Annotated in this window: 20 protein-coding genes; all 20 read left to right on the top strand. The window is 40.1% G+C overall.

Annotation, left to right across the window (positions count from 1 at the left end; translation table 11 throughout):
* Positions 1–16 precede the first annotated feature (16 nt).
* Positions 17–589: a ribonuclease M5 gene (gene rnmV / locus IC619_RS15090; RefSeq protein ID WP_191140921.1), complete on the top strand. Its 573-nt coding sequence runs from the start codon at positions 17–19 to the stop codon at positions 587–589.
* Positions 579–1,460 (top strand): 16S rRNA (adenine(1518)-N(6)/adenine(1519)-N(6))-dimethyltransferase RsmA, encoded by an 882-nt coding sequence (gene rsmA, locus IC619_RS15085; protein ID WP_191140922.1) that lies wholly within the window; start codon positions 579–581, stop codon positions 1,458–1,460. Before rnmV ends, rsmA begins: the two co-directional genes overlap by 11 nt.
* Before the next feature lie 33 nt (positions 1,461–1,493).
* Positions 1,494–1,967 carry a ribonuclease H-like YkuK family protein gene (locus tag IC619_RS15080; protein WP_191140923.1) on the top strand — a complete coding sequence of 158 codons (474 nt, stop codon included), beginning with the start codon at positions 1,494–1,496 and terminating at the stop codon, positions 1,965–1,967.
* Between the two features lie 130 nt (positions 1,968–2,097).
* Positions 2,098–2,379 (top strand): biofilm formation stimulator Veg, encoded by a 282-nt coding sequence (veg, locus tag IC619_RS15075; protein ID WP_191140924.1) that lies wholly within the window; start codon positions 2,098–2,100, stop codon positions 2,377–2,379.
* Between the two features lie 128 nt (positions 2,380–2,507).
* The gene (locus IC619_RS15070; RefSeq protein WP_191140925.1) at positions 2,508–2,678 is read left to right on the top strand and encodes a small, acid-soluble spore protein, alpha/beta type; all 171 of its coding nucleotides are present in this window, start codon (positions 2,508–2,510) and stop codon (positions 2,676–2,678) included.
* A gap of 148 nt (positions 2,679–2,826) precedes the next feature.
* Positions 2,827–3,708 carry a 4-(cytidine 5'-diphospho)-2-C-methyl-D-erythritol kinase gene (ispE, locus tag IC619_RS15065; RefSeq protein WP_191140926.1) on the top strand — a complete coding sequence of 294 codons (882 nt, stop codon included), beginning with the start codon at positions 2,827–2,829 and terminating at the stop codon, positions 3,706–3,708.
* 55 nt (positions 3,709–3,763) lie between these two features.
* Positions 3,764–4,579 carry a pur operon repressor gene (gene purR, locus IC619_RS15060; RefSeq protein ID WP_191140927.1) on the top strand — a complete coding sequence of 272 codons (816 nt, stop codon included), beginning with the start codon at positions 3,764–3,766 and terminating at the stop codon, positions 4,577–4,579.
* A 14-nt stretch (positions 4,580–4,593) separates the two neighbouring features.
* A complete protein-coding gene (locus IC619_RS15055) occupies positions 4,594–4,974 on the top strand; it encodes a RidA family protein (protein ID WP_191140928.1) in 381 nt (126 codons plus the stop codon).
* Between the two features lie 74 nt (positions 4,975–5,048).
* The gene (gene spoVG / locus IC619_RS15050) at positions 5,049–5,348 is read left to right on the top strand and encodes a septation regulator SpoVG (RefSeq protein ID WP_191140929.1); all 300 of its coding nucleotides are present in this window, start codon (positions 5,049–5,051) and stop codon (positions 5,346–5,348) included.
* A gap of 141 nt (positions 5,349–5,489) precedes the next feature.
* Entirely contained in the window at positions 5,490–6,869 is a 1,380-nt protein-coding gene (gene glmU / locus IC619_RS15045; protein WP_191140930.1) for a bifunctional UDP-N-acetylglucosamine diphosphorylase/glucosamine-1-phosphate N-acetyltransferase GlmU, read from the top strand.
* 62 nt (positions 6,870–6,931) lie between these two features.
* Complete coding sequence (locus tag IC619_RS15040) at positions 6,932–7,873, top strand: ribose-phosphate diphosphokinase (RefSeq protein ID WP_191140931.1); 942 nt, start codon at positions 6,932–6,934, stop codon at positions 7,871–7,873.
* Between the two features lie 58 nt (positions 7,874–7,931).
* The gene (locus IC619_RS15035; protein WP_191140932.1) at positions 7,932–8,534 is read left to right on the top strand and encodes a 50S ribosomal protein L25; all 603 of its coding nucleotides are present in this window, start codon (positions 7,932–7,934) and stop codon (positions 8,532–8,534) included.
* A gap of 137 nt (positions 8,535–8,671) precedes the next feature.
* Complete coding sequence (gene pth, locus IC619_RS15030) at positions 8,672–9,238, top strand: aminoacyl-tRNA hydrolase (RefSeq protein WP_191140933.1); 567 nt, start codon at positions 8,672–8,674, stop codon at positions 9,236–9,238.
* A gap of 84 nt (positions 9,239–9,322) precedes the next feature.
* Positions 9,323–9,553, top strand: coding sequence for an anti-sigma-F factor Fin (locus tag IC619_RS15025; RefSeq protein ID WP_191140977.1), 231 nt, complete (start codon positions 9,323–9,325; stop codon positions 9,551–9,553).
* Between the two features lie 244 nt (positions 9,554–9,797).
* Entirely contained in the window at positions 9,798–13,343 is a 3,546-nt protein-coding gene (gene mfd / locus IC619_RS15020; RefSeq protein WP_191140934.1) for a transcription-repair coupling factor, read from the top strand.
* Positions 13,327–14,343, top strand: a complete 1,017-nt coding sequence (locus IC619_RS15015; protein WP_191140935.1) for a peptidylprolyl isomerase — start codon at positions 13,327–13,329, stop codon at positions 14,341–14,343. Before mfd ends, IC619_RS15015 begins: the two co-directional genes overlap by 17 nt.
* 202 nt (positions 14,344–14,545) lie before the next feature.
* Entirely contained in the window at positions 14,546–15,088 is a 543-nt protein-coding gene (gene spoVT / locus IC619_RS15010) for a stage V sporulation protein T (RefSeq protein ID WP_191140978.1), read from the top strand.
* A 221-nt stretch (positions 15,089–15,309) separates the two neighbouring features.
* The gene (locus IC619_RS15005) at positions 15,310–16,926 is read left to right on the top strand and encodes a putative polysaccharide biosynthesis protein (RefSeq protein WP_191140936.1); all 1,617 of its coding nucleotides are present in this window, start codon (positions 15,310–15,312) and stop codon (positions 16,924–16,926) included.
* 12 nt (positions 16,927–16,938) lie between these two features.
* Positions 16,939–18,387, top strand: coding sequence for a bifunctional methyltransferase/pyrophosphohydrolase YabN (gene yabN / locus IC619_RS15000; RefSeq protein ID WP_347239812.1), 1,449 nt, complete (start codon positions 16,939–16,941; stop codon positions 18,385–18,387).
* 89 nt (positions 18,388–18,476) lie between these two features.
* Entirely contained in the window at positions 18,477–18,755 is a 279-nt protein-coding gene (locus tag IC619_RS14995; RefSeq protein WP_191140937.1) for an RNA-binding S4 domain-containing protein, read from the top strand.
* Positions 18,756–18,822: the final 67 nt, after the last annotated feature.

The raw sequence follows: 18,822 nt of genomic DNA, 5'->3' as shown, positions 1-18,822 counted from the left end.
AATGTGGTGTTAAGGGTTGGACAAACCGAAGATTTATGAAGTTATTGTAGTAGAAGGTCATAATGATACGCAAGCAATCAAGCAAGCGGTCGAAGCGGATACCATAGAAACACGGGGCTCTGCATTAGATGAAAGTACAATGCGTGATATTGAAGTTGCGAGTAAAACAAGAGGAGTCATTATTTTCACAGATCCTGATCAAGCAGGTGACCGCATTCGTCGTTTGATATCGGAACAGATTCCAAATGTAAAACATGCATTTTTACCACAACGCCTTGCTCGAACGGATAAGAAAGTGGGGATTGAGCACGCTAATCGTATCGACATACAGCAAGCGCTAACAAAAGTTAAAACAGAGGTTACTTCTACTGATGTATCTCCTCCACTCACATGGGAGGAATACATTTCTTGTGGCTTTACTGGAGCAAATGATTCGAAAATATTCCGGGAGCGTGTAGCTGAAGTGCTTGGTATCGGCTATAACAATAGTAAAAACTTTTATCGTAAACTACATGTGCTCCAAATTTCACGTGCTGAAATGATGAAGGCAATTGAACAGGCACGAAAGGGGTTACATGATGACATCTAACAGGATCACAACGCAGACAAGAGGGATATTAGCTAGTCATAATATCCAATTAAAAAAAAGTTTAGGGCAAAATTTTCTCACAGATCAACATGTATTGAATAAAATAGTACAAGCCGCACAATTGACTGAAAAAGCAGGTGTACTAGAGGTTGGCCCAGGTATAGGTGCATTAACGGAATCTGTAGCAGATATAGCTGAAAAAGTAGTGGCGATTGAGATAGATGGGCGTCTCGTCCCTATTTTAAAAAAATTGTTTTCAACTCGTCCAAATGTGGAAATCATACAAGGAGATGCGCTCGAAGTTGACTTGAACCAGATCATTGAGACTCACTTTGGGGAAGTAGAGCAGATACATGTTACAGCTAACCTGCCCTATTATGTTACATCTCCTATCATTATTCGTTTACTAGAATCTCGTCTTCCCTTTAAAAATATTGTAATCATGATTCAAAAAGAAGTTGCGGAGCGTTTGGCGGCTCGTCCAAGTACAAAAGCTTATGGTTCTTTATCTGTGTTTGTACAATATTTTGCGGAAGTTGAGATGGTTGCAAAAGTACCTAGCCATGTGTTTGTGCCGAGACCACAAGTAGATTCGGCTGTGTGCCGGTTGTCACTTCGATCAGAGCCAGCTGTAAAGGTTGAAAACGAGTCCCTCTTTTTTGCCGTAATTAGAGCTGCTTTTGCACAAAGAAGAAAGACGCTTTTAAATACGTTACATGCTAATTTACTATCTGAGATGACCAAACAGCAAGTGGAGAATATCTTGATTCAGGCCGATATTCAACCGAAGCGGCGGGGAGAAACGCTAAACTTAGCAGAATTCGCAGCACTTACACAGGTCATACATACTACCGACCGCGCCTCAGTTTGAGTATCGTCCTAAATCCCGATGGAGGGAAGTATGATGGACTTTATTCATCCGCGTAGAGGAAGACGTACATTGCATGAAATGATTGCAGAAATTCAATCTTATGTACATGAAGAACCGACGGAATCTTATAAAGTAGTGATAGGGACAGACTCACAAACACGCGAACATTCGACCGTGTTTGTGAGTGCTGTCATTGTACAGCGCATTGGAAAGGGCGCTATTTTTTACTATCAGCGCAATCGTTATAAAGCGATTCGTGATTTGCGCTATCGCATCTATCAAGAGACTGAATATAGTTTAAAATGTGTAGACGCACTCAAAGAGAGCGGCTTCTTCAGTTTCTCTATTCAACTTCCAATGGAAATCCATCTCGACATCGGACAAAAAGGGGAGACACGCAAACTGATTCAAGAAGTAGTGGGTTGGGTAACTGCTGTAGGTTATACAGCTAAGATCAAGCCAGAATCTTATGCTGCTAGTGCCGTAGCGGATCGATTTACGAAATAAATAGGTCGAGAAACGCGTAAAATTAGATATTCATCCATTGACAAAATGTTTGTTTGACTGCTATAATACTTGATTTGACTTTATACCTTTCTTATAGTATAATCTTCTATAAGTGAGGTGGTCGTATAAAATGGGTAAGAATGCACTGTCTGAAATAAAGTTGGCTTTAGATGGTTATATTGGACAAAAGATTCGACTCAAGGCTAATAGTGGACGCCGTAAGACCATTGAACGTACGGGTATATTAGAAGAAACATACCCTTCCGTTTTTGTTGTAAAATTAGATGAAGATCAACACGCATTTAATCGTGTTTCATACAGTTATGCGGATGTGTTGACTGAGTCGGTTGAGCTGACTGTCTTTAATGGAGAGTCCTCAGTACCGGTTCGGTATGTACACAATCCGCAATAAATTTGGACACACTTGTTGTGTTCTTTTTTTCACCAAGATAGTAAGCGGTTTCATTACATAATCGTTACATCATGTGGTTATACTACACCTGTCCTGAAACCGCTTATACTTGAAGGGGGCTAATGTAAATGGCGCGTCGAGGTGTCATGTCTGAAGCCTTAAAAGTCGAACTGGCCAAAGAACTAGGGTTTTATGATGTAGTTCAACGAGAAGGTTGGGGTGGCATTAAAGCTCGAGATGCAGGTAACATGGTAAAAAGAGCCATCGAAATTGCTCAAAAGCAAATGTCAGGACTTTAATTCAAGTAAGTTGGTAGGATGAAGCCGAGGGTTTTCACACTCGGCTTTTTTGTATTTTGGCATATTTGATCTACTAAATTCCGTGGTACAATAGGGGGAAAATAGATACGATTGCAATAGTTGTAGGCTTAAGACAGGAGGTAATCCATTGTTATATTTATCAGAAAAGGCACCGGCCAAAATTAATTTAACATTAGATGCGAAATTTAAGCGTACGGATGGCTATCATGAATTAGAGATGGTGATGACTACGATTGATTTATATGATCGGATTGATTTAATGTTTCGCTCAGAAAATAAAGTATCCTTGATGAGTGATTCTGGGATATTACCACAGGCAGAGAAAAATCTCGCATATAAAGCAGCCATGTTATTAAAACAAAAAATGAATATCAAATACGGTGTTCATATTCAAATACAAAAAAATATACCAGTTGCAGCGGGTCTGGCTGGGGGGAGTAGTGATGCTGCAGCAACTTTACGCGGGTTGAATCGATTGTGGGATCTAAGGCTTACTGATCAAGCGTTAGCGGAAATTGGCGCAGAAATTGGATCGGATGTCCCTTTTTGTGTACATGCTGATACAGCTTTAGCAAAAGGGAGAGGTGAAAAATTAATTTCGCTACCAGCACCACCTCCGTGTTGGGTTGTACTCGCCAAACCGACGCATGGCGTGTCTACTGCCGAAATATTTGATCATTTAAAAGTAGAACAGATTGCATCTCATCCAGCTACTGATGAGATGATTTATGCATTGCAAAGTTACGATTACGATAAGATGTGCAAGTACCTTGGGAATGTGCTAGAACCTGTCACGATGGAGATTTACCCCGAAGTGAAACGCATCAAAGATAAAATGAAGCAGTTTGGCGCAGATAGTGTTCTGATGTCAGGAAGTGGTCCCACTGTTTTTGCTTTAGTTCAGTACGAGAATCAAGCCAAACGACTAGTAAATAGTTTACGTGGTTTTTGTAATCATGTGTACGCTGTGCGAATGCTAGGAAAAAGACGAGATCAAGTTCTTGATTAAATCCGTACAAAATGTTATATTTCGTTCAGTATATTCGGTTTTTCGGAGGTAAATAATGGATAAATGGAAACGGAGTGCGAGGCTTGTTGATATGACACAACTGCTTCTGTCCCAACCTTACAAATTAATTCCCCTAACCACTTTTGCTGAGCGGTATTTATCAGCTAAGTCTTCTATTAGTGAAGATTTAGCCATTATTCATGAAGTAATTCATAATGAAGGAAATGGTGAATTGGAAACACTTGCAGGAGCAGCAGGTGGGGTTCGCTACATTCCTAAAGTGAACAAAGCCTATGCTGATGATATTCTATCTGCATTGTGTAAGCGATTATCAGATCCAAAGCGTATCTTACCAGGAGGATTTCTCTACTTGTCTGATTTATTAGGAGACACGACCTTGATCCAAGATATTGGTCGAATTTTTGCGACATTATTTAGAGGACAAAAAATTGATGCCGTAATGACAGTAGAAACAAAAGGGATTCCTCTCGCACATGCGACGGCCTCTTTTTTACGTGTACCCGTAGTGATTGCTCGTTATGATTACCGTGTAACGGAAGGCTCTGTCGTGACGGTTAATACGGTTTCACTCACTTCTAAACGCATGCGACAACTTTCCTTGTCTAAAAGAAGTTTAGCAGAAGGATCACGCGTACTCATTATTGATGATTTTATGAAAGCTGGTGGTACTGTTCAAGGTATGATCCATTTGTTGAACGAATTTCAAGCAGAAGTAGTGGGGGTTGGGGTAATGATGGAAGCACCTGCAGTAGAACGCGTAGTTGATCAGTATGTATCTCTGACATCGGTTAAAACCATGGATATTAAGAATCAGCGTGTTGAGGTTGAATTTGGTAATTTTCAATTGTAAAGAGGAGATGAATGATGAAAAAAATAAAAACGAGCCTAGCCCCACAAGCGATTGGCCCTTATTCACAAGCGATTACTTATAATGGTTTGATCTATACCTCTGGCCAAATCCCACTTACCGCTGATGGACAAATGGTTGAAGAAGATATTGAGAAACAGACACACCAAGTCATTAAGAATGTCCAAGCGGTACTACAAGCAGCAGAAAGCGATTTAGATCAAGTGATAAAAGTGACTTTATATATTAAAGATATGGACCAATTTGAAAGGATCAATGCGGTCTATCTTCAATACTTCAATCAAGTGCAACCAGCACGTTCTTGTGTAGAAGTATCGCGCTTACCGAAGGATGTACGGATTGAAATGGAAGCCATCGCCATAAAAAAAGAAAAATAACTTACAAAAATCACCAAGCTAGAAGGAATTAGATCGTAAAACGCGAATACCTACTCGAAAGGCGGTGAAGTGAATTGGAAATTACCGATGTTCGTCTGCGTAAGGTAAATCGAGAGGGGAGGATGCGAGCGATTGCTTCCATCACGATTGATCACCAATTTGTCGTACATGATATTCGTGTGATTGACGGTGATCATGGGATGTTTGTCGCTATGCCAAGCAAACGCATGCCTGATGGTGCCTTTCGAGATATCGCACATCCTATTTCACCGACAAGTCGTGCTAAGATTGAGTTGGCTATACTTGAGAGATATAAACAGGTAGAACATCTGGATCAATTAGATGAAGTAAACATGGTTAAACTAGACGTTTGAGACAAGGGTGATGGTATGAAATATCCCTTGTTTTTTTGTGTGTAAAAGTGTCTGTTATCCTAGAATGATTGGTTGCATTCAATAATACTTTGGGATATATTCAGATAGGAAGTATGCTTTGAAACGGGGGAGCTTGTTAAAATGTCACAATTAAATGCGGTGATTCTTGCAGCGGGTAAAGGGACAAGGATGAAATCAAAAAAACATAAAGTATTACATCCAGTCTGCGGAAAGCCGATGATTGATCATATTATTTCTCGCTTAGAAGAATTAGAAGTGTCAAAGTCCATCTTGGTGGTTGGTCATTTAGCAAATGATTTACAAAGCTATTTACAAGAGCGCGTACAATATGTTTTTCAAAATGAGCAGTTAGGGACGGCACATGCTGTGAAGCAAGCGAAACCCTTACTAGCGGGTTCAGATGGGGTAACCTTAATTCTACACGGGGATCACCCGCTGTTTTCCAAAGAAACATTAGAAAAACTTGTAACACAACATAAAGAATCAGGTGCTGCAGCTACTGTTTTAACTGCTAAAGTAGAGAATCCATTTGGATATGGACGCGTAATTCGTGAAGCTGGCGGTCAAGTAAGTTATGTAGTGGAACAAAAGGATGCCAATGAAAAAGAGCGACAGGTAAATGAAATTAACTTGGGAACATACTGCTTCGATAATCACAAATTACTAGAAGCGATTGAGCAAGTGAAAAATGATAATGCCCAGGGTGAGTATTATTTGCCAGATGTGCTTAATATTTTAAAATCGGCAGAAGAGATTGTTGGTGCGCAGGTAATTGATGATGTGGACGAGGCGATGGGTGTGAATGACCGCGTGCAATTGGCTGAGGTATCTAGCTTAATGCAAAAGCGTATTTTACGTAAACATATGGAAAATGGTGTCACGATTATTGACCCTAGTTCCACTTATATCGAAGTAGATGTAGAAATAGGTGCTGACACCATTATTGAGCCGGGTACACATTTGCGTGGCCATACTTCTATTGGTGAAAATTGTCATATTGGGCCGCAAGCTGATTTAACAAATATGTCTATCCAGGCAGATACAAAAATTCGATATGCTGTAATGGAAGCGTCTGAAGTGGACGAAAATGTTACGGTCGGTCCATATGCCTATGTACGTCCCGATACGCATCTGGGAGCAAACAGTAAAATTGGTTGTTTTGTAGATTTGAAGAAGGTAGAAATGGGGAGCGGTTCAAAAGTATCTCACCTATCCTATGTAGGAGATGCTACTGTAGGAGAAGGTGTCAATATTGGCTGTGGTACAGTAACTGTAAATTATGATGGTGTAAAAAAACATCGCACGCAGATAGATGATCACGCTTTCATCGGTTGCAATGTGAATTTGATCGCACCTGTTCAAGTTGGCGAGGGAGCTTATGTTGCGGCGGGATCAACCATCAACAAGGATGTACCTGCTGAATCATTGGCCATTGCTAGAGAAAGACAAACGACCAAGATGGATTATGCAAAAAAATTAAAACCTAAGCACAAGAAATAGCTTAAAATGCTGAGTATCACAAAGGAACAAAACTGAACTGATAAGTTGGAGGCACAATTGCTATGTCAAATTCCCGTTTGCAAATTTTCAGCTGTAATTCTAATCCTGAACTCGCACACAGTATCTGTGAACATTTAGGTATTCCGTTAGGAGATGCGCAGGTTAGTAAATTTAGTGATGGAGAAATTCACGTTCAATTGAACGAGAGCGTTCGAGGGTCTGATGTATATGTGATTCAGTCCACATGTGACCCAGTAAACCAGCATCTAATGGAACTATTAGTGATGGTGGACGCTTTAAAGCGTGCTTCTGCTACGACAATCAATGTTGTGATTCCTTATTATGGATATGCAAGGCAAGATCGCAAGACACGGGCTCGTGATCCGATTACGGCTAAACTCGTGGCTAATTTGATTGAAACTGCTGGTGCAGACCGCGTCATTACAATGGATTTGCATGCTACCCAAATCCAGGGATTCTTTAATATTCCTGTAGATAATTTATTAGGCGTCCCGATACTAGCAGAGTACTTTCTAGATAGAAATTTAGAAGATATTGTTGTTGTTTCTCCGGATCACGGTGGAGTTATTCGTGCTAGACGCTTAGCAGAGCGATTGGAAGCCCCGATTGCTATCATTGACAAACGAAGACCTGAACCAAATGTGGCAGAAGTAATGAGTATTGTTGGTGATGTAAAGGATAAAACAGCCATCATAATTGATGATATCATTGACACAGGTGGTACGATTACGTTGGCCGCCAACGCTCTATTGGAACAGGGGGCCAAAGAAGTATATGCATGTTGTACACACCCTGTTTTTTCGGGTCCAGCCATTGAGCGAATCCACAATTCAACGATTGTCGAAATGGTCATCACAAATACCATTCCACTGACAGAAAACAAATTCTTTGAAAAAGCAAAAGTGTTATCGGTTGCACCCTTGATTGGAGAAGCAATTAATCGCGTTCATCACCAAGAATCTGTAAGTAAATTGTTTCAATAAGGTTTGAATCCCCTGAAAAAAGGTTATATTGCATTACAAAGGAAGGGGATTTGATACCATGTCCATAACAATTTCTGCTAATGAAAGAAAATCGCATACGAAAGGTGTACGCAACGCTTTACGAAGCCAAGGACGAATTCCTGCAGTCGTATATGGTAGTGGAGAGAATGCGGTATCCATTGATGTTGATTTTAAAGATTTTCGTAAAGCAGAGGGCCAAGGATTAATTAATCTTAGCTTAAATGGTGAAACGCATCAGGTTATGGTACGTGATACGCAAATAGATGCACTAAGTCGTGAAATTAAGCATATCGATTTTTATCGTGTAAAACGAAATCAAAAAGTAGAAACAGAGGTGCCACTTCTTTTAACTGGTGAAGCTGTCGGTGTAAAAGAAGGGGGTATCCTTCAGCAAACAATGCGTCAAATTTCCATTCAATGTTTACCTGATGCCATTCCAGACAAAGTTGAACTAGATGTCAGCTCATTATCAGTTGGAGATTCTCGCACGGTATCTGCCATCAGTTTCCCTAGTCAAGTTGAACCGGCAACCTCTCTAGAAACCGTTGTGGTGACTATTGTTGCACCTCAGCAAGAGAAGGAAGTAGCAACTGAAACAGAAGCAGATGAAGAAGATCAAACTGAAACAGGTACAGCGTAAATGATGTGTGGAGAGAGCGCAACCGATTTGTGTTGCGCTTTTTTTTGATGCATTTATGCCCACATATTCATGATTTTTCATTGTTTTAGCTAGAACTGAAGCGGTGTTTACTTGAGACAAGTATGGTGGTGAAGATGGTGAAACTAATTGTTGGCCTAGGAAATCCTGGATTTAAATACGCGAAAACGCGTCATAATTTAGGGTTTTGGGTGATTGATCAGCTGAGTGATATATGGGAGATACCGTTGCAAAAAGAGAGATGGAAAGCAGAAATTGGAGAAGGTTTTGTACAGGGTGAAAAAGTGATATTGATGAAACCGCAAACTTATATGAACTTATCCGGAGAAGCTGTATTACCTGCAGTGGAATGGTTAAAACTTAATATAGATGAAGTTTGTGTGGTGTGTGATGATGTTGATCTGCCGGTTGGACAAATTCGCTTACGAATGAAAGGAAGTTCAGGTGGAAATAATGGCTTAAAATCCATCATACATCATCTTGGCACAGATCAATTCAAGCGAATTAAATTAGGGATAGGTAGACCTACCGGAAGAATCTCCGTCCCCGATTATGTACTCGGCATGTTTCCTCCTGAAGAAATGGATGACGTGTACGATGCTGTGGATCGAAGTTGTGAAGCTTTAAAAGTGTGGTTAGGCTCTTCATTTAATATGGCAATGAATCAATATAATAAAAAGGGATAAGCTGCAGATTTAGTGAATGGAAAAAAGCTCTTCGGTGAATACTATGTAATAAAATGTAGTTTCACTGAGGGGGGCATTTATTTGATGCATTTGCAATACATTTGTCGTAGTTGTAACCAATACTTAGGAATGATTGATCCCAAAGAGGTAACAGATAGGCAACTTGGGTTTGATCGGTTGACCCCGGATGAACGGAAAGATATAATTACCAGTGATGCACATGGTAATACGTTCGTACGTGTAACATGTGAGGTATGTCAGGATGTATTGGAGAAGCAGTCCAACTCACATGTTGAAGGCAATTATATTCATTAACCATAAACTATTTTTCTGACTATATGGAAAACGGCCTTGGCTGTTTCAAGCTGAGGTTTATTTTATATTGGAACAATTGTGTTGATAAATGAAAATGAGAAAGTGTATTTTAGCGGAAACACCTCCCTAGACAACTTGTCTGACTGGAAGGGAGTAGGGTTTGACGAAAGTTCATATGGGAAAATCCTGAAAATCAACACGCTTGCTATTGGAAAATAAATGCTTTGAGAGGGGGAACAAACTGTTGGAACCGTTGATGCATGTTATGAAACAAGACGGTGATTTTCAATCAACGGTGGCTGGGGTTCAGCAGCAGATGAAAGAGCAAGTTGTATCTGGTCTAACAGGTACTGCTCGTATGCTGTTTACGGCCGCTCTTTATCAAGAAACGAAACGCCCAGTATTGTTAATCACGCATAATTTAAACCAAGCTCAAAAAGCTGCTGATGATTTACAAGAGTTTATACCGAAAGAGGATGTTTTACTATATCCAGCTAACGAACTGGTTACAACCGAAATCGCTATTGCTGGAAATGAGACCTTGGGAGAGCGCTTAAATGTATTATCGAAGCTGTCCCAAGGATTTTCTGGTGTGCTTATTTTACCCTATACCGGGCTTAGAAAATTATTTCTTCCTAAACAAACGTTTAAAGAGGCGCACATTGCCATCTCTGTGGGGCATGTTCTTCCACTTTCAAACTTAATTGAAAAATTGGTAAAAGTGGGTTATGAACGCGTGGATATGGTTGAAAAACCTGGGGAATTTAGTGTTCGTGGTGGAATTGTAGATATTTACATACCTAGTCTGGCGCAACCTGTACGTATTGAATGGTTTGATGATGAAGTAGACTCGATTCGGCCCTTTTCAGTATCTGATCAAAGATCACATAGTAAATGGCAGCATGTTACCATCACCCCGGGGAAAGAGTTGTTTGCAAGTACTGCTCGATTATATGATGCGGGGGAACGACTTGAAAAACGCTTACAAAGTCGACTTTCAGCTGTAAAAGATCCTGAATTAAAACAAAGATTAGTGGATTCTATGGGCTTTGACATCGAGCAATTGAAGCAAGGTGTATTATTTACAGGAATTTACAAGTATATCGAACAACTTTATCCAGACTATGACAGTATTCTTCAGTACATCCCCGAAAATGCGATCCTTGTACTGGATGAACCTAACCGAATTGCAGAAAGTGCGAAACAATTGGAAAGAGAAGAGGGGGAGTGGCAAGCAGCTTTACTTGAACAAGGTGAGTTTTTGCCAGAGCTTAAAATTGCAAATCAATTTGAAGAAATGATGATGCGTATTGCACATCAGCGTATCTACCTCTCACTTTTTATGAGACAAATTCCTGGCGCCACACCACAAAACATTACGCAGGTGAGCTGTCGAAGCATGCAACAGTTTCACGGGCAAATGCATGTATTAAAAGCAGAATGGGAACGTTGGGAGAAGGCCAACTTCAAAGTCCTCTTTATAGCAAGTAATGAGGAGCGAGCAAATCGGTTAGAACGTGTTTTAGAGGATTATGGAATGCGAATCCAAAAGCATTCTGGCGAACACCCCTTTACCAGTGGAAGACCGGTGATTAAAATTGGTGCGCTTCAGAGTGGATTTGAGATGACGAATTTAAGGTTAACCGTTGTTACGGAATCAGAAGTATTTACCCAAAAGCAACGACGTGTTAGAAGATCTAGTAAACTAGATCATGCCGAAAAAATTAAAGATTATCAAGAGCTTAAACCTGGGGATTATGTGGTTCATGTAAATCATGGAATTGGTCGTTACATCGGGATTGAGACTTTGAGTGTGGCAGGGCTACATAAAGATTATTTATTGGTACAATATGCAAAAAATGATAAGCTATATGTGCCAGTTGATCAGATTGACCAAGTACAAAAATATGTCGGAAGTGAAGAAAAAATTCCGAAAGTATACAGCTTAGGTGGCAGTGAATGGAGTAAGGTAAAAAATAAGGTCCGTTCTTCTGTACAAGATATCGCACAAGATCTAATTGAGTTGTATGCGAAACGTCAAGAAGCTAGGGGGCATGCATTTTCAAAAGATACACCCTATCAAAAGGAATTTGAAGGAATGTTTCCCTACGATGAAACACCTGACCAACTTCGGTCAATTGATGAGATTAAAAACGACATGGAACAAGTGCAACCGATGGATCGGTTGTTATGTGGTGATGTGGGCTACGGTAAAACGGAGGTTGCTGTACGGGCCGCTTTTAAGGCGACAATGGATGGTCATCAGGTGGCTGTATTGGTTCCCACCACGATTTTAGCACAACAACACTATGAAACGTTCCGTGAGCGGTTTGCAGACTATCCAATCCAGATACGTGTACTTAGTCGTTTCCGGACACGTAAGGAGCAAAAAGAAACGACAGACGGATTAAAGAATGGCACGGTGGATATTGTCATTGGGACGCATCGACTGCTGTCCAAAGATATTCACTATAAAAACTTAGGTCTTTTGATTGTCGATGAAGAACAACGATTTGGTGTGAAACATAAAGAACGATTAAAACAGCTGAAACATAACATTGATGTGCTCACACTATCAGCAACACCGATACCGCGCACATTGCATATGGCCATGATGGGTGTTCGGGATTTATCTGTTATTGAGACACCCCCTGAGAATCGTTTTCCTGTACAAACTTATGTTTTAGAATACTCAGCTGCTTTAGTACGTGAGGCGATTGAGCGTGAATTAGCTCGCGGAGGTCAAGTCTACTTTCTATATAATCAAGTGCAAAGTATTGATCAGATGGCTGAAAAGATTAGGATGTTGGTTCCAGAGGCTAAAGTGGCGGTTGCGCATGGTAAGATGAATGAAACAGAGCTAGAACGGATCATGTTAGATTTCTTAGATGGAGAGTCCGATGTTTTAGTGAGTACGACGATTATTGAAACCGGTGTAGACATTCCCAATGTAAATACGCTCATTATCTATGATGCGGATAAAATGGGATTGTCGCAGTTATATCAATTACGGGGACGTGTTGGGCGCTCAAATCGGATTGCATATGCCTACTTCACTTATCAGAAAGATAAAGTGTTATCGGAAACTGCGGAAAAGCGTTTGCAAGCGATAAAAGAGTTTACAGAGCTGGGCTCAGGATTTAAAATTGCAATGCGTGATTTATCCATTCGTGGTGCAGGAAATCTACTAGGGGCACAGCAACATGGTCATATTGCAACGGTCGGTTTTGAGTTATATAGTCAAATGTTAAAAGAAGCTGTACAGGAGCTACAAGGAAATAAGCAAGAGGAATTACCACAAGAACCGACGATTGAACTAAAGGTGGATGCTTATTTACCATCGGACTACATCCAGGATGAAAAACAAAAAATAGAACTGTATAAGAAGATTAGAGCGGTTACTTCACTTGAAGAGGTAACGGATTTAGAGGAAGAAATCGAAGATCGATTTGGTGATCTTCCCGATTGTGTGCAGTCTTTACTGCAAGTAGCTAAAATAAAAGTGTATTGTATGAAGTATGGTATTGATTCAGTTGAACAGGCAGACCCAAACATAACCCTAAAATTAGCGGAGGTACAAAATACTGCAATAGACGGGCAGCAATTGTTTAAGTTAGCCCAATCTTTCCCAGGGAAAGTCAGACTTTCTTCTGGACAAAGGGTCGGTATAACCTTTAATATTAAGGGATTAACAACAAAAGCGGTGCTAGAAATGCTGACACAGTTTTTAATACAATACGAAGTAGTTCCCAAATCGAAAGGAGCAGTTCAAAATGCAACAACGGAGTAAGAAATTCCTCACAGGTGTATTTTCAGCAGCAATGGCTGGTGTGCTATTGCTAACAGGCTGCACATCAGAAAAGCCTAAAGAAGAGGCAAAAGCGACTGACCAAACCATGCCAGAATTTAAACCGATGGATACAACCGGCAAGAAAATTGTAGCTGAATATAAAAATGGGAAAGTTACGGAAGGGGAACTAAACACTTACATTAACTTCTATAGTTTCATCGATCCTCAACTGGCAATGGCTTTCTCAAATCCAGAAATGAGTGAACAGCTCAATCAATTTAAGGAACAGATTGCACAAGACTATGCAGCTCAAAAATATATTAGTATTAAACAAAAAGTAGATGATTCCATTAAAAAAGAATCTGATAAAATGTATAATGAGCTTGAAAAACAAATTTTGACTGCTCCATCAGAAGAAGAAGAAGAGAAACCGAAAACATTGGAAGAAGCTATAAAAGGAAAAGGATTTACCAAAAATGATATGCAATCCTATATCCTACGCAATATACAAGTAAATCAATATTTAAACAGCCAAATAAAAGGTCAAACCTATGATTACATCAAAGCGCAGCATATCTTAGTTGGTATAGGTGATGGAGAGCAAGGCTCACCGAAACGAACGGACGCAGAAGCTAAAAAACGTGCCGATGAAGTGAAAAAGAAGCTAGATGAGGGTGGAGATTTCAAGGCATTAGCAAAAGAATACTCAGATGACCCAGGTTCTAAGGAGACCGGAGGATACATTGAAGGGGATGCTTCGATGTTTGTACCTGAATTCTCCAAAGCGGCACAAACACAGCCTCTCAATAAAGCGACTGCTCCAGTGAAAACCAATTATGGATACCATGTGATTAAACCTTTGGAGCGAAAGGAAGAGAGTTTGGATAAGGCAGACGAACAAGTGAAAGCTAAGCCGATCCAAGAAGCTTACAATGAGATCATAACCAAAGAACTGGCATTTAAATCACTACTACCAAAGTCAGAACCAGCAGATAAATAAGTAAATAAGCCATATTAATCAGGAACGTGCTGATTAATATGGCTTTTCTTTATATGTCATGGTCGCATAAATAAAGAATAAAAGAACAATACTATGGGCGTTAGAGCAAATACAAACAATACATAGGGTGTATAACCAAAATATATCCTGCAAGTGAGCTGATTGAGATGGAATTTGAACTAGAAAGTGAGGGAATGAAGTGATGAAAGCAACCGGCATCGTTCGTCGTATCGACGATCTGGGGCGTGTGGTAATACCAAAAGAAATACGCCGGACGCTTCGCATTCGTGAGGGTGATCCACTTGAAATCTTTGTCGATCGCGATGGAGAGGTGATTCTAAAAAAATATTCTCCGATTGGAGAATTAGGAGATTTTTCCCAAGAATATGCGGAGGCTTTATACGAGAACTTAAAGTCAATTACACTCATTTGTGATCGTGACGGTGTGGTAGCCGTAGCGGGCGTATCTAAAAAGGATTATTTAGAAAAACCAATTGGTGATGTTGTTGAGACATGTATTGATCAGCGTAAAACACTACTTGAATCCGCTTCTTCACAAGTTGAAATTGTGAAAGGGATGCCTGAAGAATACCAATCCCATTTGATTGTACCGATCTACGCGGGTGGAGATCCAATTGGAGCTATTATTTTACTTTCTAAAACGGAGACATTTATGTCAGGTGGCGTTGAAAGCAAAATAGCCAGTACGGCAGCTACCTTCCTCGGAAAACAAATGGAACAATAAAAAATGAAATGATTATTTGTCTTATTGTAAATTCTTATCGAGGATAATTAACCCGTTTCTCTATAAACAAATAAATGGAGAGCGGGTTTTTACATGTTTTCAGACGCCTACTTATAGAAGTGTGTAAAGATCAATCGTGTCGATTAAACCAAATACATATTTTATGATACCATAGAGTGAAAATGGTTTTTGACTTGCGGGAGAGTTTGAGAGGGATATTTATGCAACATGCACAGCAATCTTTTATTAAAGGTGTAGCAATACTCAGTTTAGCCGCTTTTTTAAGTAAATTATTAGGGGCGGTATATCGTGTACCGTATCAAAATATCACAGGAGATAGCGGAATGTTCGTTTATGGTACGATCTATCCGCTATATAGCGCTATTTTAATCATCGCAACTGCTGGTTTTCCAGTAGCGATTTCAAAATTAGTGTCAGAGCGATTGGCGCAAGGGAACAAGCAAGAAGCAGAACGTATTTTCGAGATTGCTTTACTTATGATGGGATTTATTGGGGGGACATTATTTTTTAGTACGTTCATTGGTGCGCCCACAATTGCTTCATGGATGGGAAGTAAGGCGTTATTGACGATTCCAATCCAAGCAGTTTCGTTTTCCTTCTTGGTCATTCCGATTATTTCCGCAGTACGTGGATATTTTCAAGGTTATCAAAATATGATACCAACTGCAGTATCTCAAGTCGTGGAGCAACTGGTTCGTGTGACGATTATCTTACTCGCTGCTTGGGTTTGTATGACACACGGCTTTGGCGTTGTTTACGCTGGAGCAGGAGCGATGATGGGGGCATTTGGTGGTGGCTTGGTTGCATTGCTGGTACTATATGCATACTGGAGCAGGGAAAAGATGATTTTAAAGCAGAGCGATTTGATGCCTATGCAGAAAGTGAAAAATCGTCGTATTTTATATGCCATCTTTAAAATCGCCTTACCGATTTCACTTGGTTCCTTAGTGATTCCTTTTTATGCACTGGTAGATTCTTTCACCATAATCAATACACTAACGCATACGGGCTGGATGATGGAAGAGGTAATCCAGATAAAAGGAATATATGACAGAGGACAACCACTACTTCAGTTTGCTTCTTTTTTTGCTACAGCAATTGCACTATCTATTGTACCTGCGATTGCTTCTACCTTGGCTCATAATCAGACATATCAATCACAAGCTAAAGGGATATTGGCGCTACGTTTAACTCTTCTATTTGGTTTTCCAGCGTCTATCGGTTTAGCTGTAGTAATGGAACCTATTAATATTATGTTATTTAAAGACAGTGCAGGCTCTTCAGCTCTTGCCATATTAGCACTTACAACGATTTTCTCCACTTTAGGCATTACATCTACTGCTATTTTGCAAGGATTAGGTTTTGTCACTAGACCGGTATGGAATTTGATGATAGGCGTTTTTTTCAAAGTGGGGTTAAACTTGCTATTGATTCCTGTGTGGGGAATTCATGGTGCTGCAGTAGCATCCATCTGTGGATATGCCATTGCGATTTGGTTAAATTTACGCATTTTGAGAAGAAACTTTGCTATTTCGTTACCCATTCAGATATGGTTAAAAAATAGCATCGCAGTTGCTGTGATGGCGATATCTGTTTATAGTGTGTCTTTACTCCTTCAAATGATAACGCGTAATATTGGATTTATCCGTTTAGAAATGACTATTGTGGTACTCGGTTGTGTTGTAATCGGAAGCTTCGTTTACTTGCTAGCAGTAGTAAGAATTGGATTGCTTACACGGATTGATTTTGAAAAAATACCAAAATTGAAAGAGAAAATATTACCATTTCTCGATAAATGGGGTATGATTTCCAAATAAGGGGCGTATATAGTGGCAAAAATTATAATTGTAGGCTTAGGATTTGGTGATGAAAATGCACTCACATTGGGGGTCTTGAAACAATTACAATCAGGTGGAGAGTTGTGGCTGCGTACGGTAAAGCATCCGGTAGTAGCTTGGTTGGATCAAGAAGGGATTCCCTTTCAAACCTTTGATTCCATCTATGAAGAAGCTACCGATTTTGAAACGGTGTATCAAGAAATTAGTTTACAATTAATTACACGGGCATCAAAAATAAATACGCCTATCCTTTATGCTGTTCCTGGACACCCGATGGTAGCAGAACAAAGTGTTCAGCTTTTGCTTCAATCAGGTGAAAAAAATGGGGTTTATGTTGATGTTCAAGGAGGAAATAGCTTCTTAGATCCAGCTTTTACACGTTTAGGAATTGATCCGATTGAAGGTTTTCAGCTACTCGATGGGAACGCTTTTTCTCCGGCTTATATCAATCCCGAAGGTCATGTGTTAATTGGACAAGTTTATAGTTCTTTTGTCGCTTCAGAGATCAAACTGAACCTGATGGAGATTTATCCTGAGGATTATGAAGTAAAAGTGGTAACCGCTCTGGGGATAGATGGATTGGAAAAAATGACAACGTTACCCTTGTATGAGCTTGATCGAGTAGGTCATTTTACAGATCTAACCTCTGTCTATATTCCACCTGTACAAGAGGCGGAAGACTTGTATCGGCACTTTAGTTACCTGGAGGAGTTAATTGCTTATTTGCGTAGTCCTGAAGGATGTCCATGGGATCAGAAGCAGACGCATGATTCTCTTAAGCCATACCTTATAGAGGAAGTATATGAGTTTTTAGAGGCTGTCCACCAAGAAGATGATGAAGCGATGTCAGATGAGTTAGGTGATGTCCTCTTGCAAGTGATGTTACACGCGCAAATTGCTAAAGAAGCAGGATATTTTGATGTACATGATGTCATCCAACGTCTCAATGAAAAAATGGTTCGTAGACACCCCCATGTATTTGCAAAACATACAGAAGAACCTTCAAGCTGGGACGAAATTAAAATACAGGAACGTGGTGGAGCAACACCTGATTCAATTTTAGATGGAATCCCTAAGGACTCCCCTATGTTATTACGGTCTTATGAACTATCTAAAAAAGCTGCCAAAGTAGGGTTTGATTGGCAATCTATTAATGGGGTATGGGCTAAAGTAGATGAGGAATTGAAGGAATTACAAGAGGCTGAATCACTTACGCATATAGAAGAGGAGTATGGAGACCTGTTGTTTGTCATGACAAGTCTTGCTCGCTTCTTGAAAATCAATCCAGAAATTGCACTCCTGCACGCGTGCAAGAAGTTTGAAGCACGCTTTGGCTATGTGGAAGATCAAGTTCGGGTGCGGGATCAGGATTGGGCTGATTTCACTCAAGATCAATTAGAACAGTGGTGGCTCGAAGCAAAAACGAAAGAGAAACGATGATCTTTATTCTAAAGCAGGAATTATGAGGATTCCCTGCGAACTACATCAGTAGTGTCGATCTACTCAATAAAAGAGAAAGCAGTGGTCTTATGCGCTTAGATAAATTTTTAAAGGTTTCAAGGTTGGTTAAACGAAGAACACTGGCCAAAGAAGTATGTGATAAAGGTCGTGTTACCATAAATGACAAAGAAGCAAAAGCGGGTACCAATGTAGCCGTCGGAGATGAACTTACCATTCGTTTTGGTAATAAGGCCGTAACCGTCCGAGTTGAGGGACTAAAAGAGACAGCTAAAAAAGACGAAGCTAGCGATTTGTATAAGCTCGTGAAAGAAGAGAAATTACAGTCTGAAGTTGAGCAAACGTTTTAGTTCCAGTGATCATGATATTCAAAATTTAGAAGTGTATTTTGAGCGGAAATGCCTGCCGACGGGTACT

Source organism: Polycladospora coralii (assembly GCF_014773435.2).
Classification (GTDB): domain Bacteria; phylum Bacillota; class Bacilli; order Thermoactinomycetales; family Thermoactinomycetaceae; genus Polycladospora; species Polycladospora coralii.
This window is presented reverse-complemented; position numbering and strand designations above follow the sequence as displayed.

What these genes read in the sequence shown, in the direction of transcription:
- IC619_RS15035 (WP_191140932.1), top strand. Translation starts at nt 7,932, where the DNA reads ATGTCCATAACAATTTCTGCTAATGAAAGAAAATCGCATACGAAAGGT.
- glmU (WP_191140930.1), top strand. Translation starts at nt 5,490, where the DNA reads ATGTCACAATTAAATGCGGTGATTCTTGCAGCGGGTAAAGGGACAAGG.
- IC619_RS15070 (WP_191140925.1), top strand. Translation starts at nt 2,508, where the DNA reads ATGGCGCGTCGAGGTGTCATGTCTGAAGCCTTAAAAGTCGAACTGGCC.
- IC619_RS15040 (WP_191140931.1), top strand. Translation starts at nt 6,932, where the DNA reads ATGTCAAATTCCCGTTTGCAAATTTTCAGCTGTAATTCTAATCCTGAA.
- IC619_RS15015 (WP_191140935.1), top strand. Translation starts at nt 13,327, where the DNA reads ATGCAACAACGGAGTAAGAAATTCCTCACAGGTGTATTTTCAGCAGCA.
- rsmA (WP_191140922.1), top strand. Translation starts at nt 579, where the DNA reads ATGACATCTAACAGGATCACAACGCAGACAAGAGGGATATTAGCTAGT.
- IC619_RS15005 (WP_191140936.1), top strand. Translation starts at nt 15,310, where the DNA reads ATGCAACATGCACAGCAATCTTTTATTAAAGGTGTAGCAATACTCAGT.
- purR (WP_191140927.1), top strand. Translation starts at nt 3,764, where the DNA reads ATGGATAAATGGAAACGGAGTGCGAGGCTTGTTGATATGACACAACTG.
- veg (WP_191140924.1), top strand. Translation starts at nt 2,098, where the DNA reads ATGGGTAAGAATGCACTGTCTGAAATAAAGTTGGCTTTAGATGGTTAT.
- IC619_RS15055 (WP_191140928.1), top strand. Translation starts at nt 4,594, where the DNA reads ATGAAAAAAATAAAAACGAGCCTAGCCCCACAAGCGATTGGCCCTTAT.
- IC619_RS14995 (WP_191140937.1), top strand. Translation starts at nt 18,477, where the DNA reads ATGCGCTTAGATAAATTTTTAAAGGTTTCAAGGTTGGTTAAACGAAGA.
- IC619_RS15080 (WP_191140923.1), top strand. Translation starts at nt 1,494, where the DNA reads ATGGACTTTATTCATCCGCGTAGAGGAAGACGTACATTGCATGAAATG.
- IC619_RS15025 (WP_191140977.1), top strand. Translation starts at nt 9,323, where the DNA reads ATGCATTTGCAATACATTTGTCGTAGTTGTAACCAATACTTAGGAATG.
- spoVT (WP_191140978.1), top strand. Translation starts at nt 14,546, where the DNA reads ATGAAAGCAACCGGCATCGTTCGTCGTATCGACGATCTGGGGCGTGTG.